Raw genomic sequence first — 15,205 nt, 5'->3', positions numbered from 1 at the left:
CCCCCTCTTTTTTGCTTTATTGTCGTCTCTCTTTTCCGTTGATGGGAATAAGAGCGGTTATTTCTTCAGGCCATATTTCTGCTGATATTTCTCGTACAGCTGTTTTTGTTTGTTATTCAGGTCGATTTCACGGCCCTGGATAAACGCCTGGGTGATAACGCTGGATTTCATATCCAGCATGTCTCCGTTACTCACTGCAATGTTTGCATCCTTACCGTTTTCCAGGGTACCTGTCAGTTTATCCACACCCAGAATTTTGGCGGCATTGATTGTAATGGCAGACAATGCCTCTTCTTTGGTAAGTCCGTAAGTAGCGGCAGTACCAGCTTCGAAGCCAAGGTTACGCTGTTGCCAGAAGCCCTCGTTGCTGAGGCAATACAAAATGCCTGCTTTTTGTAACAGCGCTGGTGTTTTGTAAGGCTGATCCACATCGTCGTCCTGCATAACAGGCAAGCTATGTGGCTGACTGAGAATTACTGCGATGTTATTTGCTTTCAGCAGATCAGTCACGCGCCAGGAGTCTGTTCCTCCTACGATCACTACGTCTACATTGAATTCTCTCGCAAAATCCACAGCTATCATAATTTCCTTTTCCAGTTCTGCATGGATGAAGAGCTTCTGTTCTTTGTTGAACAGTCGGCGCATCGCTTCATACTTGAGATTGGTGGCAGTATGTTTACTTTCTCCGAGATAAGCTTTCGCTTCCCGGAAGAAGGCGCGTACATTTTCCACCATTTCCATCGCATTGTTACCGCCATCTTCAGAACGGTTACGGCGACCGCCGCCACCAGCGCCGGCTGGCATCATGCGCGGAATGAATAAATGCAGGGCATTATCTGCTTTGTAAGCGGCGTCTTCCCAGTTCCAGGCATCCAGTTGTACCACAGAAGAAGTTCCGCTGATGATACCGCCCTGAGGGGTGATACCTGCCAGCAGGATACCATTGGAGCGCAGGGTATTGATCACTTTAGAATCTGTATTATAAGCAATCAGAGAACGAATGGAAGGATTAATCTCTCCTACTTCCCGCTCATCTCTGGTAGCGCGTACACTTTCAAATTCCACCAACCCCAGGTTAGTTTCCGGTGCAATGACGCCCGGATACACGTGTTGTCCTTTCAGGTCGTATACAGTGGCTCCTGCAGCTGCGTTTACGTTTGCGCCTACTGCAATAATTTTTCCTTTTTCAAAACCAATAGTTCCATTGGTGATTACTTGTCCGTTGCCCACATGAATAGTGGCATTGGTCAGGTATACCGGCTTTTGCTGTGCCGGAGCAGGGGATACGGTTTCCTGTGCCTGTCCTTTGGAGATCAGCATAGCCAGGGCTGCCGTAAATATGATATGTTGTTTTTTCATTACGCTGATAATTAAAAATGAACGGCTATTGGATTACATCGTGCTGGTGACCACCTTGTAAGTCTTCACAGTGATACATTTCATCTGGATGGAAAGCGGCTTTTTCTACCTGTCCGCCTTTTTTCTTTTCATTCAGCATTTTGCTGATAAGGCGGCTACGTTCTGCGGCGATGCGTTGACGCAACTGCAGATCATAATCCCGGTCGAATTCCACGATACCGTCTACGAGCGTTTTCTCTGCTTTAGCATAGATGCTCAATGGATCATCGCTCCATAATACGAGGTCTGCATCTTTCCCTACTTTGATACTACCCATGCGGTTATCCACATGTAGGAGTCGGGCTGGATTCAGCGTTACCATTTTCAGGGCATCTTCTTCAGACATACCTGTATACTTGATGCTTTTTGCAGCTTCCTGGTTCAGACGACGGGCCATCTCGGCATCATCAGAGTTGATAGCAGTAACTACGCCTACCTGGCTCATGAGACCTGCGTTCTGAGGAATTGCATCCTGTACTTCCATTTTGTATGCCCACCAGTCGGCGAACGTACCAGCGCCAGCGCCATGCGCTTTCATTTTATCAGCCACTTTATAACCTTCCAGGATATGTGTGAAGGTGTTCACATGGAATTGGAAGGCGTCTGCCACATGCATGAGCATATTGATTTCGCTCTGTACATAGGAGTGACAGGTGATAAATCTTTTTGAATGGAGGATTTCCACCAGTGCATCCAGTTCCAGATCGCGGCGTTTGCCAGGACCTTCTTTCTCATAATCACGGGCACGGGTAAACGCATCCATATAGATTTGTTCAACGCCCATACGTGTTTGAGGGAAACGCACGGTGTTTCTGTCGCCCCAGTTAGATTGCTTCACGTTTTCTCCTAATGCGAATTTGATGAACTGATCAGCGCCTGCTACTTTCAGCTCTTCGGCTGTCTGTCCCCAGCGCAATTTGATCAGCTGTGATTGTCCGCCGATAGCATTAGCGCTACCATGCAGCAGATGAGAGGCAGTAACGCCACCGCTTAACTGACGATAGATGTTCACATCTTCCGGATTCACTACGTCGGCTATACGTACTTCTGCTGTTACAGACTGAGAACCTTCATTTACACCTTTGGAGATAGCGATATGAGAGTGTTCATCGATAATACCGGCCGACAAATGTTTCCCTGTACCATCGATCACACGGGCGTTTCCAGCTGCGAGGTTTTTACCAATCTGGGCAATTTTTCCACCACGTATCAGTACATCGGTATTTTCCAGTTTACCATCTTTTTCGTTGGTCCAGACAGTTGCATTTTTAATCAGGATATCTTGTTGTTGTGGCAGTTTATCCCAACCATAACCATTGAAAGGATATAATAATTCACCTACTTGAGGGGCATGCTTCTTCCTTGTCGAATCAGATTTTTCCTGGTATGGTTTAGACAGTACAGCTGTCCATTTCAGGCTGCTGTTGCTGGAGTCCACGCCAGTACCCATCCATTGGTTCTGGCCAATCAGGCCATTCAGTCGCAGGCCAGCATTGCTTCCTTTGGACTGCGGCAGATTTAACACTACCAGTTTATCCGTGATATCAATTTTTCCGCTGAGGGTATCTTTACCCAATACGGATAGTTGTGGTTTATCGGGACTACCTTTGATTTCTACCGTGTAGGTATTACCGTTACTGAGCGTAACCGCGTAGGTACCACGGAGGTCGTTCCAGCCGTCGTTTTTAATGACATATTTATTTCCTTGTACCCAGTTTTGGAGGAGTACGCTGTTTTCCTTGAAAACAGGGCCGCTGGTGATGAGGAAGTTCGCCAGTTTACCTGGTTCCAGGCTACCCACTTTATCGTAGGCTTTCAGCAGGGTTGCAGGCGTTTTTGTCAGCGCTTCCAGGGCTTTCTGTTCTGTAAGACCATATTCAATGGCTTTACGCACATTGGCCAGGAATTGTTTCACATCTTTCAGATCGGCCGCTGTCAGGCAGAAAGGAATATTAGCCTTCTCGAAAGCGGCAGGTTCTGTAGGCGCCATTTCCCAGTGCTTCATATCCGCCAGCGCTACAAAGCGGGCATCTGCCGGATCTTCCACATCAATCGCAGAAGGGAAATTCACTGGCAGGATGAAAGTCGCTTTGGTAGCGGCCATTTCATTCATACGCTGGTATTCATTTCCAGCGCCTTTGATAATGTATTGTACGCCAAACTCATCTCCTATTTTATCTGCACGAACCGCTTCCCATTTATCTGTGACAGCGAAGATCTGCGGCAGTTGCAGATTATCGTTCCAGGCTTGGAGACTGAGGTTCACTCCTTCTTTTGCAGGACGGTTTTTATACCATTGTCCATCCAGGAAACTTTGACGCAACAGCGCGATCACGCCCATGAGAGAGCTGGGATAGTTCTGGGTGGAAGTACCTTTATCGAAAGAGAAGGCCGCAGCGGCTTTCTCGCGAAGGATAACTGTATTCTCGCGTTCATCGGCGAGGGTCACCAATGCCGCAGTACCTCTGGCAATACCATCTTGCTGATGGGTCAGTACAGTACCGAAGCCGGCGCCACGCAGGGGAGCTGCTTTTGAAGGGTCTGTATTAAACAGTTTGACAGCATCGGTCTCACTTTTGATGGCTTGGTTCCAGCCGTAAGCACCTTTGGTATTGGAAAGGAATTGTGGAGCTGCATTCCATGCAAAGCCGCCTTTTTTGGCATCTCCCATTCCGTAGCCACTGTAGATATCTACGAAAGAAGGATAAATGTATTTCCCTTTACAATCCACTACCACCGCATCTTTAGGAATAGCCGCAGCAGGTCCCAGATCCGTGATTTTACCATCTCTGATCACCAGGGTGGCATTGGCGATAGTGTTCTGTGCATCGCGTACAATGGTGGCATGCGTAAATGCGTAACAGCCTTCTTTAGGTTCGGCAATACCATTGGTAGGGAAAGTACTCTGAGCGCTCGCACCAGTACCTGCAAGGAGCAGGGCCAGCAACATCAGCTGACTGCGATGCCGCTTCAGCGCATAGGTTAATCCGTGGGACCACAGGAGTGCCCCCGGTTTCTCAAAAGCTTTTTTCATGCAAAACGTTTATTTATACGATTTAGATTTCACGATAAATTTAATCATTCCAAAATGCCATACTAAGTAAAAAATCGATTTTTTTATGAATGGCAAAGGACCGTCCCCGGAAAGGCCCATAAACATTTTGCATTAACACGAAAAAGGGATAATTTATGGAGCATTTTATCCGTTAAGTATTGTTATAATACAATCTGGCTGACTATGAAAAAAGTATCCGCTTATACCCTAATCCTCGCGGGATTTCTGTTACTGAGCCTCAGCAACAGCCTATTTGCGCAAAATAACGAACCGGCAACCGCCCATCTCGGCAAGTGGAATGCCGAAGGCCGCGCCGATAAAATGACAGACAAATTAACCAGGCAACTAGGACTAACCAAGGACCAAAGCAGGGAAATCTATGCTATCAACCTGGATATCTTAAGACAGACAGATAGCATCCATGTCAATAAAACATTGACCAGCAAAGAGAGAATGGGCCGGCTGCATCACCTGAACAACGAACGAAATCAACGTTTTAAAACAGTACTCACCGCCGCGCAGTATAAGAAATGGAACGACTGGAACCTCAACAAAAAAGAACAACTGGAGGCTAAGATGGAGAAAAAACGCCAGCGCCGCGAAGCCCATCAGCAACAATAAAACGTGTCTGGATATAATTTTCATAAGCCATACAGGAGGTAAGCAAGTACCTTTGTATGGCATTTTTATTAAAAACCATGAACACCTTTCACGATATCCAGGAAATCTTCCAGGCAGCAGTTGCAGCGGTACAACCAGGAATATTTATACCTAAAACAGTCGAGTTTCGGGGAGACACGATCTACATTGCCGGCACTCCCTTCCCTGTTCATGGAAAAGTAATCGTCATCGGAGCAGGTAAAGCTGCTGCCGCCATGGCTCAGGAACTGGAAGCTATACTATTGCCACATGTACTCCTTCAAGGGACGGTAGTGACTAAATACCACCATTCCCTGCCTTTACAACAACTGCAGTTGATAGAAGCCGGTCATCCTGTTCCGGATGCCAACAGTGTGCTTGCAACGCAACAAATATTAGCAGCGGTGAATAATCTCCAGCCACACGACCTCGTTATTTTCTTGCTATCCGGCGGCGCTTCCTCTCTGCTGGCAGATGTTCCGGCAGGTTGTACCCTGGAAGAAATACAGGAATTATTCCAGCTACTCCTGCATTCCGGTGCAGCTATTTCGGAGATGAACACCATCAGAAAACACTTATCCGCGGTGAAAGGAGGACAATTAGCCAAACATATTTACCCTGCTACTTTATGCTCCATCATCCTCAGCGATGTGCCCGGCGACCAGTTGGAAGTAATTGGTTCCGGCCCGGGAGTGCCCGACCCTACTACCTTTGAGGATACCATGGCCATCCTGAACAAATATCATCTCACTCATAAAATTCCGGCAACAATCCTTACTCATATCCGTAAAGGATGTTCAGGAGAAGTTCCCGAAACTGCCAAAGCCGGAGATCCAGCATTTATAAATGTGCATAACTTTCTGACAGGCACAAATACCATTGCCCTGGAAGCCGCTGCAGCAAAGGCGAAAACGCTGGGATATGCAGTCATGCTCAGCAAAGAATGCGCTACCGGGGAAGCACGTACGACAGGCCGGCAACTCATCCAAAAGGCATTGACATATGATCAGCATCGCCCGGCATGTTTACTGCAAGGAGGCGAAACCACCGTGACCATTCGGGGCAAAGGCAAAGGCGGACGTAACCAGGAACTGGCGCTGGCAGCGGTACTGGAGCTGGAGCAAGCAGGAGAAAAAGCCGCACATATCACACTACTGAGTGCAGGTACAGATGGCACAGACGGACCCACCGATGCTGCCGGGGCCATCGCAGATGCATATACGTTACAACGTACTCAATCGCTACAACTCAATACAGCAGCCTATCTGGACAACAATGATGCATACCATTTTTTCAAACAGACAGACCGTCTTTTTATCACTGGTCCTACACATACAAATGTGATGGACATTCAAATCGTACTGATCACCTGAAAACACAGTTGTTAACTACGGCATTAACATCTCTCTAAACAAGCCACAGTAGCACATTTGAAAGGAGTAACACAAAAGGTTATTCTTTTTCACACACTTAAAGTTTGTATATGTGCAGAGAGATTTTATTTTTGGGGTTTGGATTACTTACTTTTGGACTTATAAACCTAATAGCATTATGCTGAGAATGGAACAGACATGGCGATGGTTCGGGCCTAATGATCCGGTTAGTCTGGCTGATATCAGACAGGCTGGCGCAACTGGCATCGTTACAGCCTTGCATCATCTGCCTAACGGAGCGGTATGGACGAAGGAAGAAATATTACAACGCAAACAGCTGATTGAAGCTGCCGGCCTTACCTGGTCTGTAGTGGAAAGCATTCCCGTTCATGAAGACATCAAAACGCAACGTGGCCGTTTCCGGGAATACATCACCAACTATCAGCAATCAATACGTAACCTGGCTGCATGCGGCATTAAGACTGTTACCTACAATTTTATGCCGGTGCTGGACTGGACCCGCACTGACCTTGCATATACCGTAGAAGACGGCTCCAAAGCACTCCGCTTTGAAAAGGCCGCATACATGGCGTTCGACCTTTTCATACTGGCAAGACCCAACGCTGAAAAAGACTATACCGAAGAAGAAATTGCCCGCGCAAAAGAAAAATTCGACAGCATGACTGTGGAAGAAAAAACACTCCTGCAAAAAAATATTATTGCAGGTCTGCCGGGTTCAGAAGAAAGCTTCTCCCTCCAACAATTCCAGGAGGCACTCGATACTTACAAAGGCATTGATGCAACTCAACTGAAATTGCATCTCTTCTACTTCCTGCAACAAATTGCACCAGTAGCAGAAGAAGCAGGCGTGAAACTCGCCATCCACCCAGACGATCCTCCGTTCCCTATCTTCGGTCTGCCCCGCGTGGTAAGCACCGAACAGGATGCCAAAGAATTACTGGTGGCCGCTCCTTATAAATCCAACGGTTTATGCTTCTGCACCGGCTCCTACGGCGTAAGAGCAGATAACGACCTGCCAGGTATGGTAGAACGTTTGGGAGATCACATCCACTTTATCCATCTGCGCAGCACACAACGCGACTTCCTGGGTAATTTCCATGAAGCCAACCACCTGGAAGGCGATGTGGATATGTTCCATGTCATCAAGAACATCCTGCTCACCATGAAACGCCGCAATGTGGTAATCCCTATGCGCCCGGATCATGGCCATCAGATGCTGGACGATCTGCATAAGAAAACCAATCCTGGCTACAGCGCCATCGGCCGTCTCCGCGGACTGGCAGAACTGCGCGGCCTGGAAATGGGTATCGCCGGAGCTTTAAGCGCCGATTGACTTAAATCCACCAGTATCAGAACCGTGCAAGGATTTAAGGTAGGGATCAGCAATACTACCGCCGGTTTGAGATACTACGCGAAACCAGCTCCCGTGACTGAATAATACAGTGATAGCTCATCACTAGTACAGTCCCGACTGTTTCAAACATATTCTGCAATAAAAAAAGCCTGCCTCACAAGAGACAGGCTTTTTTCTTTCCCGCTTATATTACTTCAAAGTCCACTCCACTTTGTCCGTATATTTCTTACCCTCTTTTGTTCCGGTGCAAACCAGCACATTCTTTCCTTTTTTCAACTGCACATTTTCATATACAAAATGCACTGCAGTGGTTCCCTGCTTTGGATTACTCAGGGTTTTACCATTCAGCGTGAGTACCGGCGTACCAATGTTATCATAAACCGTTACTGTAGTAGTAGCCTGGGTTCTCTCTGTCAAACGACGATCTGAAATATATACTACCGGCTCAGTACTCCAGTTGGCTTTATACCAATAGAACACATCCTTGCGCAGCTGCCTGTCGAATGTAACGAGTCCTTTCATGTTACGTGCCGGCACGCCTCCTCTGGTCCACAATGGCGCACAGAAGTCGAACATATTCCACAGGTAGGAAGACACCAGATAGGGATGCTTCGCAATGATACCCCATTGAATTTCGTGAATCCGCGTCTCCCTTTCTTCTGGCATAAATGCTCCTCCGTATTCCACTTCCGGCAATACTTCCGCATGTTGGTTCACGTTACCATCGCCACCGTATTCGCTGAGTACGACTTTGTGATCAGGGTATTTTTGTTCCAGTCCTGTTACCCATTTCTCCAGATCCGGTGTTTTCCCTTCATACCAGCCATAGTAACGGTTCATGCCCTGAATATCCGCATTGCGGTTTTCCGGACGTTCCATAGTACCATATCCATTTACGCTAACGGTATATCTGTCCGGATCTAATGTTTTGGCGATATCCACCATTTCAGCTGTTTGCGTACTCACAAAATCTGCCGGCGTTTTTTCATACACCTCGTTATGCATGCCCCAGGTGTAGATGGATGGATGATTAAACTGCTGCTTTATTAATTCTGTAATCTGTTGTTTGGCGTTGTCGCCTTCCTGGCCGGAAACAGCGTTTACAAAAGGTACTTCCGCCCAGATCACAAATCCGATACTATCGCATTTTGCATAGATATAATCCGCTTGCTGATAATGCGCAAAACGAATCGAGTTCGCGCCCATTTCCTTAATCATATCCAGATCCTGCGCATGCTGCCAGTTTTCGAGAGCGCTACCATAGCCCCACCAATCCTGGTGTCTGCAAACGCCATACAAGCGATAAGGCTGATCGTTCAGATAGAACCCTTTACCGGCTTTGATTTCGAACTTACGAATCCCTAAAGGCTGCGTTATTTCATCAATGACCTCGTCATTTTTTCCAATGAGAGATACGACAACCTTATACAGATGCGGGTCTTTCAAGCCATTCCACAAATGCGGTTTATCCATATGCGCTTGTTGGGTGAAGGTTTGTCGTCCTTGTGCAAGTACATTGATATTAGTATTGATTTCTTTCGCGAGCTGGCCGGATTGTGTGTAGATGCGGGTCCGCAACGCGGCTGCCTGCGCTTGTTCAAAACGGTTATCGAGTTTGGTACTGATAGTAATATCTGCTCCTTCGGCACTTACATTTTGCTGACGGATAAATACGCCGGGAGAGGCATAGTCGGTAGTAGCAATATGAAGCTTATCTGTGATAACTAGGCTCACGGGGCGATAAATACCCCCATAGATACCAAACAGGTTGTTGTTGATGGGAATCACATCCTTGCGCGGTTCGTTATTCACTTTCACGATGATGGTATTCTCTCCGCCATAGTTGAGGGCATAGGTGATCTCCATCGCGAAGGCGCTGTATCCGCCTTTATGCTGGCCTATAAATTTATTGTTGACATAGACATCAGCCACCTGACCGGCGCCTTCAAAACGAAGGAATACCTGTTTTCCTTTAATGGCGGCGTCGATCGACAGGGATTTCTTATACAGGCCATTGCCAGCGTAGAAATCTTTTCCCGCCTGCATATCCTTGTTATTCCAGGTATGTGGCAGGTTAATGGTTTCCCAGGTATGCGGCGCAGCACTGTCTTTCGGACTGTAATCGGCTTTGGTAAACAGCCAGTTCTTTGTCAACGGGAGCTCTGCACGTCCCTGTGCAATCGATTGTTGAATAGTTGCTGCAAGTAAGCTGATACTTGCAAGGAATAATTTTTTCATGGTGTAAGCAAAGGTTTGCTTCTAGTATTACGTGTAAAGAATGACTATTTGAATACAGATTTAACGGCGTTGCCGACGGAATGTTGTTGGCTGCTATATTGATAGCCCAGCAGATTCGCGAGGGTTTGTGCAAACTGGTCGTGCCAGATCTGCGTTTTCGTAGATACTTCACCGGTAGACGGGGTATCAGGGCCCAGCACCATCATCCAGGTATTGTTGCAATTGGGCACATTGGAGTAGTGATCTGTCCATTGATCGCCATCGCCACGGCCATGGTCCGGAATGATGATGAAGGTGGTTTTATCTTTGTAGAACGGGTCTTTCTGCATATCATTCCAGAGGTTACCAATCATGGCATCTACACTATGAATGGCGCTCAGGTATTTATCATATTGTCCGTCATGGCCATATTCATCCGTATCGGCCAGGTCGAGGTACACTACTCTCGGGTGCTGTGCCTGAATATAGGCTTTAGCTATCTCATAGGTATTCACATCCAGTCGCTCTCCGGCGCCAAATACTGGAGGGGCCAGGTGTTGTACTTCGTTGGCGAGTATTTGAGCGGCAGAAAGATTTTTACCGGTAACATCCTCTCCCGGAATATTCACCAACATGCCATTGCGGTTGCGGTTTACAATGCGTGCTACTGCATCCCATGAGGCAAAGGTGACTATCTTACCCTGGAATCCTTTCTGTTTGTTCAGAAACTCAAAGACATTATCATTCTGATTGTCTGGATGGCCATTTGATTTTACTGCCGGATCTGCAAAGCCAGTAATGCTTTCACTACGTCCAGGGTAGGATATCCAGTATGGGTTACGCACATTTACCAGGTTACCGGAATCCCGGTTTCCATATAACTGACCATTCCTGGCAATATAATTCCAGGTGAAAGGCATCAGTTTGGCTCTTCTCTCCTGGGCAGTATTGGCCCAATAGGCTTTCACCTGATGGGCGGAATCGGCAGCGTTGTACTTTTTATCCACCAGCAGCTCCCATTCCGGGCCACGGAATAACTCTTTCCAACGATAACCATCAATGGAGATATAGACGATATGTTGCGTTTTTGTACTTTTTTGTGCAAAAGCAGTAGTGGCAGCCAGAAGGATGGCCACCATCAGAGAAAGATTTTTTTTCATGTTCACCAGCATTAATGCGGCAAGGCCGCTTACTTCAGCGTAAGATAATATCTTCCTTCCTTATCTTTCGTAATAAATACACCAATTTTTTTACTGACTACTTCCAATACCTTCTCCGCCCCTTCTGCATCGAAGTTGGCGGTCACCGATCTTTTCAAGGCCTCTCTGGCAGATGGCGGTACTTCTACCTGGATGTCATAGTAATTTCTGACTACTTCCAGTACTTCTTTCAATGGCACATTATTAAAGTGGAGACGGCCAGTTTTCCAGGCCAATGCGCCATCACTACGCATCACGCTTTGCTGTAACCCTTCTTGTTCCGTTAAACTTCCCTGTAATCCCGGGGTAAGGAGCAGATCATCATATCCAGAACTGCGCATCTTCACTTTGCCATTTATCACGTATACGGCTACACTGCGTCCGTCCATACGCACGTTAAAAGACGCCATTTCGGTTGATAGCGTCACTTCTTTGCCTATTTTCAATTGCATCTCCTCTCCGGATACCTTGGGGATATCAAAAAATACTTCTCCCCCGTACATATAGATCTTCCTTCCGCCTTTATCAAAGCGTTGCGGATAGGCTATTTCTGCATTCCCATTCATTATGGCCTTGGTACCATCTTTCAGTAACAAGGAATCGATATATCCGGTGCGGTTTTTATTTATTACCAGTGGCTGCCTGGAAAAAAAAATATAACCGACAATAATGACGGCAATCAATAACAAAATCAGCAGACACCATTTCAGAAGACGCGGCGTATTCGGTTGTCGCCTGGTCACAGGCAGTGGCTGCAGGTCGTCCTCCAACCAGTGCTTTAGTAAATTTTCCAGGTAAGCAGCCTGTTCCGGACCCTTGTTTCTCAACTCGGCTATCTGATCCTGTAACTGTGGATCATGAGGTGCATTGATAAATCGAACAATCAGATCAGTAGTGTCTGTAGTCGGCTGGTACATAATTTCATTCCTTCCTGTGCAAGACAAGGGAGAATACTCTCTCTGAAGTCTCTGTCCTATAACTGCATTATAATGCGGCAGTAAATATAGTAAAAATCCGTATGTGACTGACAGAATAAAATTATTAGGTCAGCTGTGGAAGGTTTAATAAATTAGTAAGAGAACAGGCAAAATCCCCCAGCGTATGACACCTGAATCACTGTCTGATAATGAACAGGATTATATCGACGGACTATTACATCATAACCCGGATGTTATCAATAGTATCTACCAGAAATTTGCGGTCAAAGCTCAGCGTTTTATCCAGCAGAAAGGAGGCTCTGTAAGGGATGCCGCTCATATATTTGAAGAAGTATTGCTGGATATTTATTTCTACGTCAGACGTCATCCACTCCAGGTATCTTCCTTCGATGCTTTTCTTATCCTGCTCAGTAAACGTGTCTGGGAAAAAGAAGTAGAAAGGAGAGGTCAGCGTATTCCAGGCCTGGAAGCCGATGAAACGGCCACCCTTGGAAGAGAAGACATGATTGACCTGGAAGATGTGCTCAAGGAAGGAGAAAAAAGAAGAATGGCCTATCATCAATACCTCCAACTAGACGATAGTTGTAAAGAGGTCATCAAATGGGCACTGACAGACTGCCTCCAGTCAGATATTGCCGCTGAACTAAAAATACCTGTAGCAGAACTGCCCGCCAGAAGAGCCGATTGCTTTCACCGACTGTTCCGCAACATAGACGGGGCACTGAAAACTTCTGATGCCCCCAGCGAAACAGAAATAGGTAATGCTGATGCCTACCTCAGCAACTTCATGAATGAAGCCGATAAAAAAGCATACGCCGATAAACTACGCACCAATATCACCCTCAGTAGCCAGGTCAAACGCTTCGACCTGATTCGGAAACTGCTGGCACAACGCATCTGTACGGATACCGACCGCGATGAATTACAACATCAGTTATATGCACATCGCAACGCCTGGTTCTCCTCTAAAGATACTTCGGTAACGCCTATACGTAATTATATCATCGGTGTAGCCATTCTGGCAATAGGACTTGCCACCATGCTGTATATCAGCCCATGGCGAAAAAATATCTACAGCCAGTTCTCTTCTACGGAAATGCAGGCGTTCGGCAACGATTCGCTAGACCTGCCACAAGATATCATGGCAGAGTTTAACCGCGGACACTTCAGCGATGCCCTGCAACACCTCAATGCCGTACTGGAAAAAAATCCGGAAAATATTTATGCCCGCTACTTCCGGGGCGTATGCCTTGTAGATCTCAACCAGATAGAAGCAGCCAGAAAAGACCTCCTCATGGTTTATAATGGCGACAATAAAATCCGCTACGAGGCAGCTTTCTACATCGCATTAAGTTACCTGAAAGAAGGCCATAAACAGGAATGCCTGGACTGGCTCGTGCAGATCCCGGAAGGTGCTCCTAATTATATTAAAGTACAGAAACTGATTGAGGAACTAAAAGGCTAGTGCACATAACTGCTACCAGCATGTATAATACGCTCCACTTCCCCACTGATCAACTCATATACAGGCGCTTTCTCGCGCTTAATACGCACCAGCTGTTGCAATACCAGAAAATATATGGTACCATCACTGCAACCATTTAACTGTGCTTTTATGATTTCTTTTTTTACCTCCTGACAGCTGTTGGCATCCAGCTTCTGGTAAATCACATAGAGGTCATCCATCCAACTCATACTCTAAAGTTTTTGCATAGACTTTAAATATACGCATTATTATTGTTGATAATACTTCAGTCGGCAGATTTAACGTTTTGGAAATTTGGGGCAAAAAAAAGCGGGGATTTTTTCGTTTTTTTGAAAAAATCCCCGCTTTTTTGTCTTTTCTATAGCCAGATTAAAGGATTCCTAACTGGTAGGTTCCTCAACACCTCTTCTACCTGCGGATCATGATCCAGTCTTAACCAGGTTTGATAATACTCTTTTTTATTATATGCCGCTGCACCAAATATCAGGAAAGGCTGCGCTACCGGCCAGTTCTCCCAATACATAATATCATGCGCAAAAGGCCAGTTGTTCTTATCCTTCACAAAAGGATACATCCAGGAAATACCCTTGGAGATCATTTTAGTCTTTTCTGCAGTATAAGCCCACAGATTATCTCCTGGCTTACTCAGTACCTGACAAATAGTACTCATCGCATCCAGATTAAATAACGAGTAGCCGTAAGGTTTAGTACGCTTCAACTCCAGCGGGAAACTCCCATCCACAGCCATCTGCGACGGCAGCAACACATTCTTATATCTGTCCGTACAGAAAGTCAGCAGACTATCATTATGAGTAAAAGAAGCAAATACCGCTACCTGCATCACCCAACAGGTACCGTGATTGTTCGCTGCCTTCATCTCCTCTTTTCCATAAGGATGGGTAGTCAGCCATTGTAAATATTGCTCAAACCAGGAACGGATAGCCACCAAATCAGCAGCAGGAATAATGCCTGCCTTCTCCATAATTTTCAATGCCTGCACTACTTCCATCAACTGGATAGTATCAATAATCCCGATACCTCTGCCTGTTGCACGTCCTTTGATGGCCTGGGCAAACTGTAAATTTGGATGCATCATGGTAGCAGGATCTGCAAACCAGGCTTTCGCATGTAACAATGCTTTTTCCAGGTAAGTCTTATCCTGACTGGCCATGTATCCCGCTGCCAGCGCACCCATGATCCGGCTAAACCGAATCATCGCCTGACGATGCGCCACGAAATTATCCGGATTACTTTGTCCATCCTTCTGAATGTAAGGACTATCCACACTCACCGGATTCGGCCACCAGTAATCACCTTCAGAGTAGAAGTCGTGCATACCGCCCGCACTACGGTCACACCTAAACGCAGTAATCGTTTCAGGTTCCTGCTTAGCAGCCCATGCCGCCCTTTCCAGAATAGCCGGCCGCATGTCATTTATCACCTGGTCCCGCCAGCGCTTTTGTGCGCTGGCTCCCAGTGTCATCATTATCAGGAGTAAAAGGAAAATATTCCGGATCATTTGCAA

Annotated in this window: 11 protein-coding genes; 4 read left to right on the top strand and 7 right to left on the bottom strand. The window is 46.5% G+C overall.

From position 1 onward, the window contains the following. Nucleotides 1-57 precede the first annotated feature (57 nt). Nucleotides 58-1,359 carry an amidohydrolase family protein gene (locus CLV59_RS00530; protein ID WP_111590057.1) on the bottom strand — a complete coding sequence of 434 codons (1,302 nt, stop codon included), beginning with the start codon at nucleotides 1,357-1,359 and terminating at the stop codon, nucleotides 58-60. A 25-nt stretch (nucleotides 1,360-1,384) separates the two neighbouring features. Beyond that, on the bottom strand, nucleotides 1,385-4,432 hold the full coding sequence (locus CLV59_RS00525) for an amidohydrolase family protein (protein ID WP_211323694.1): 3,048 nt from the start codon (nucleotides 4,430-4,432) through the stop codon (nucleotides 1,385-1,387). A gap of 204 nt (nucleotides 4,433-4,636) precedes the next feature. Between CLV59_RS00525 and CLV59_RS00520 the strand changes: the two genes are divergently transcribed. The 3 genes from CLV59_RS00520 (at nucleotide 4,637) to uxuA (ending at nucleotide 7,819) form a co-directional block, all read left to right on the top strand. Further along, the gene (locus CLV59_RS00520) at nucleotides 4,637-5,074 is read left to right on the top strand and encodes a hypothetical protein (protein WP_111590056.1); all 438 of its coding nucleotides are present in this window, start codon (nucleotides 4,637-4,639) and stop codon (nucleotides 5,072-5,074) included. Between the two features lie 56 nt (nucleotides 5,075-5,130). After that, on the top strand, nucleotides 5,131-6,465 hold the full coding sequence (locus CLV59_RS00515) for a glycerate kinase type-2 family protein (protein WP_111590055.1): 1,335 nt from the start codon (nucleotides 5,131-5,133) through the stop codon (nucleotides 6,463-6,465). 178 nt (nucleotides 6,466-6,643) lie between these two features. Beyond that, nucleotides 6,644-7,819, top strand: coding sequence for a mannonate dehydratase (uxuA, locus tag CLV59_RS00510; RefSeq protein WP_111590054.1), 1,176 nt, complete (start codon nucleotides 6,644-6,646; stop codon nucleotides 7,817-7,819). Between the two features lie 210 nt (nucleotides 7,820-8,029). Here uxuA and CLV59_RS00505 read toward each other — a convergent pair whose 3' ends face one another. Genes CLV59_RS00505 through CLV59_RS00495 form a run of 3 tightly spaced genes read right to left on the bottom strand, consistent with a single transcriptional unit; the run spans nucleotide 8,030 to nucleotide 12,173 of the window. Beyond that, nucleotides 8,030-10,078, bottom strand: coding sequence for a glycoside hydrolase family 2 protein (locus tag CLV59_RS00505; protein ID WP_111590053.1), 2,049 nt, complete (start codon nucleotides 10,076-10,078; stop codon nucleotides 8,030-8,032). A 44-nt stretch (nucleotides 10,079-10,122) separates the two neighbouring features. Then, on the bottom strand, nucleotides 10,123-11,217 hold the full coding sequence (locus CLV59_RS00500; RefSeq protein ID WP_170137605.1) for an alkaline phosphatase family protein: 1,095 nt from the start codon (nucleotides 11,215-11,217) through the stop codon (nucleotides 10,123-10,125). Nucleotides 11,218-11,246: 29 nt separating this feature from the next. After that, nucleotides 11,247-12,173, bottom strand: coding sequence for a FecR family protein (locus CLV59_RS00495; RefSeq protein ID WP_111590051.1), 927 nt, complete (start codon nucleotides 12,171-12,173; stop codon nucleotides 11,247-11,249). A 184-nt stretch (nucleotides 12,174-12,357) separates the two neighbouring features. Here CLV59_RS00495 and CLV59_RS00490 point away from each other — a divergent pair, with 184 nt between their 5' ends. After that, a complete protein-coding gene (locus CLV59_RS00490; RefSeq protein WP_111590050.1) occupies nucleotides 12,358-13,659 on the top strand; it encodes a tetratricopeptide repeat protein in 1,302 nt (433 codons plus the stop codon). Here the strand turns inward: CLV59_RS00490 and CLV59_RS00485 are convergent. Both CLV59_RS00485 and CLV59_RS00480 read right to left on the bottom strand, forming a co-directional pair. Beyond that, nucleotides 13,656-13,889 (bottom strand): hypothetical protein, encoded by a 234-nt coding sequence (locus tag CLV59_RS00485; protein ID WP_111590049.1) that lies wholly within the window; start codon nucleotides 13,887-13,889, stop codon nucleotides 13,656-13,658. The genes CLV59_RS00490 and CLV59_RS00485 overlap by 4 nt on opposite strands. 149 nt (nucleotides 13,890-14,038) lie before the next feature. Continuing rightward, on the bottom strand, nucleotides 14,039-15,199 hold the full coding sequence (locus tag CLV59_RS00480; protein ID WP_111590048.1) for an alginate lyase family protein: 1,161 nt from the start codon (nucleotides 15,197-15,199) through the stop codon (nucleotides 14,039-14,041). Nucleotides 15,200-15,205: the final 6 nt, after the last annotated feature.

The sequence above is a fragment of the Chitinophaga dinghuensis genome (assembly GCF_003259435.1).
In the GTDB taxonomy this organism is placed as follows: domain Bacteria; phylum Bacteroidota; class Bacteroidia; order Chitinophagales; family Chitinophagaceae; genus Chitinophaga; species Chitinophaga dinghuensis.
The sequence above is the reverse complement of the archived record's forward strand: the minus strand, read 5'-3'. Positions and strand labels throughout refer to the sequence as shown.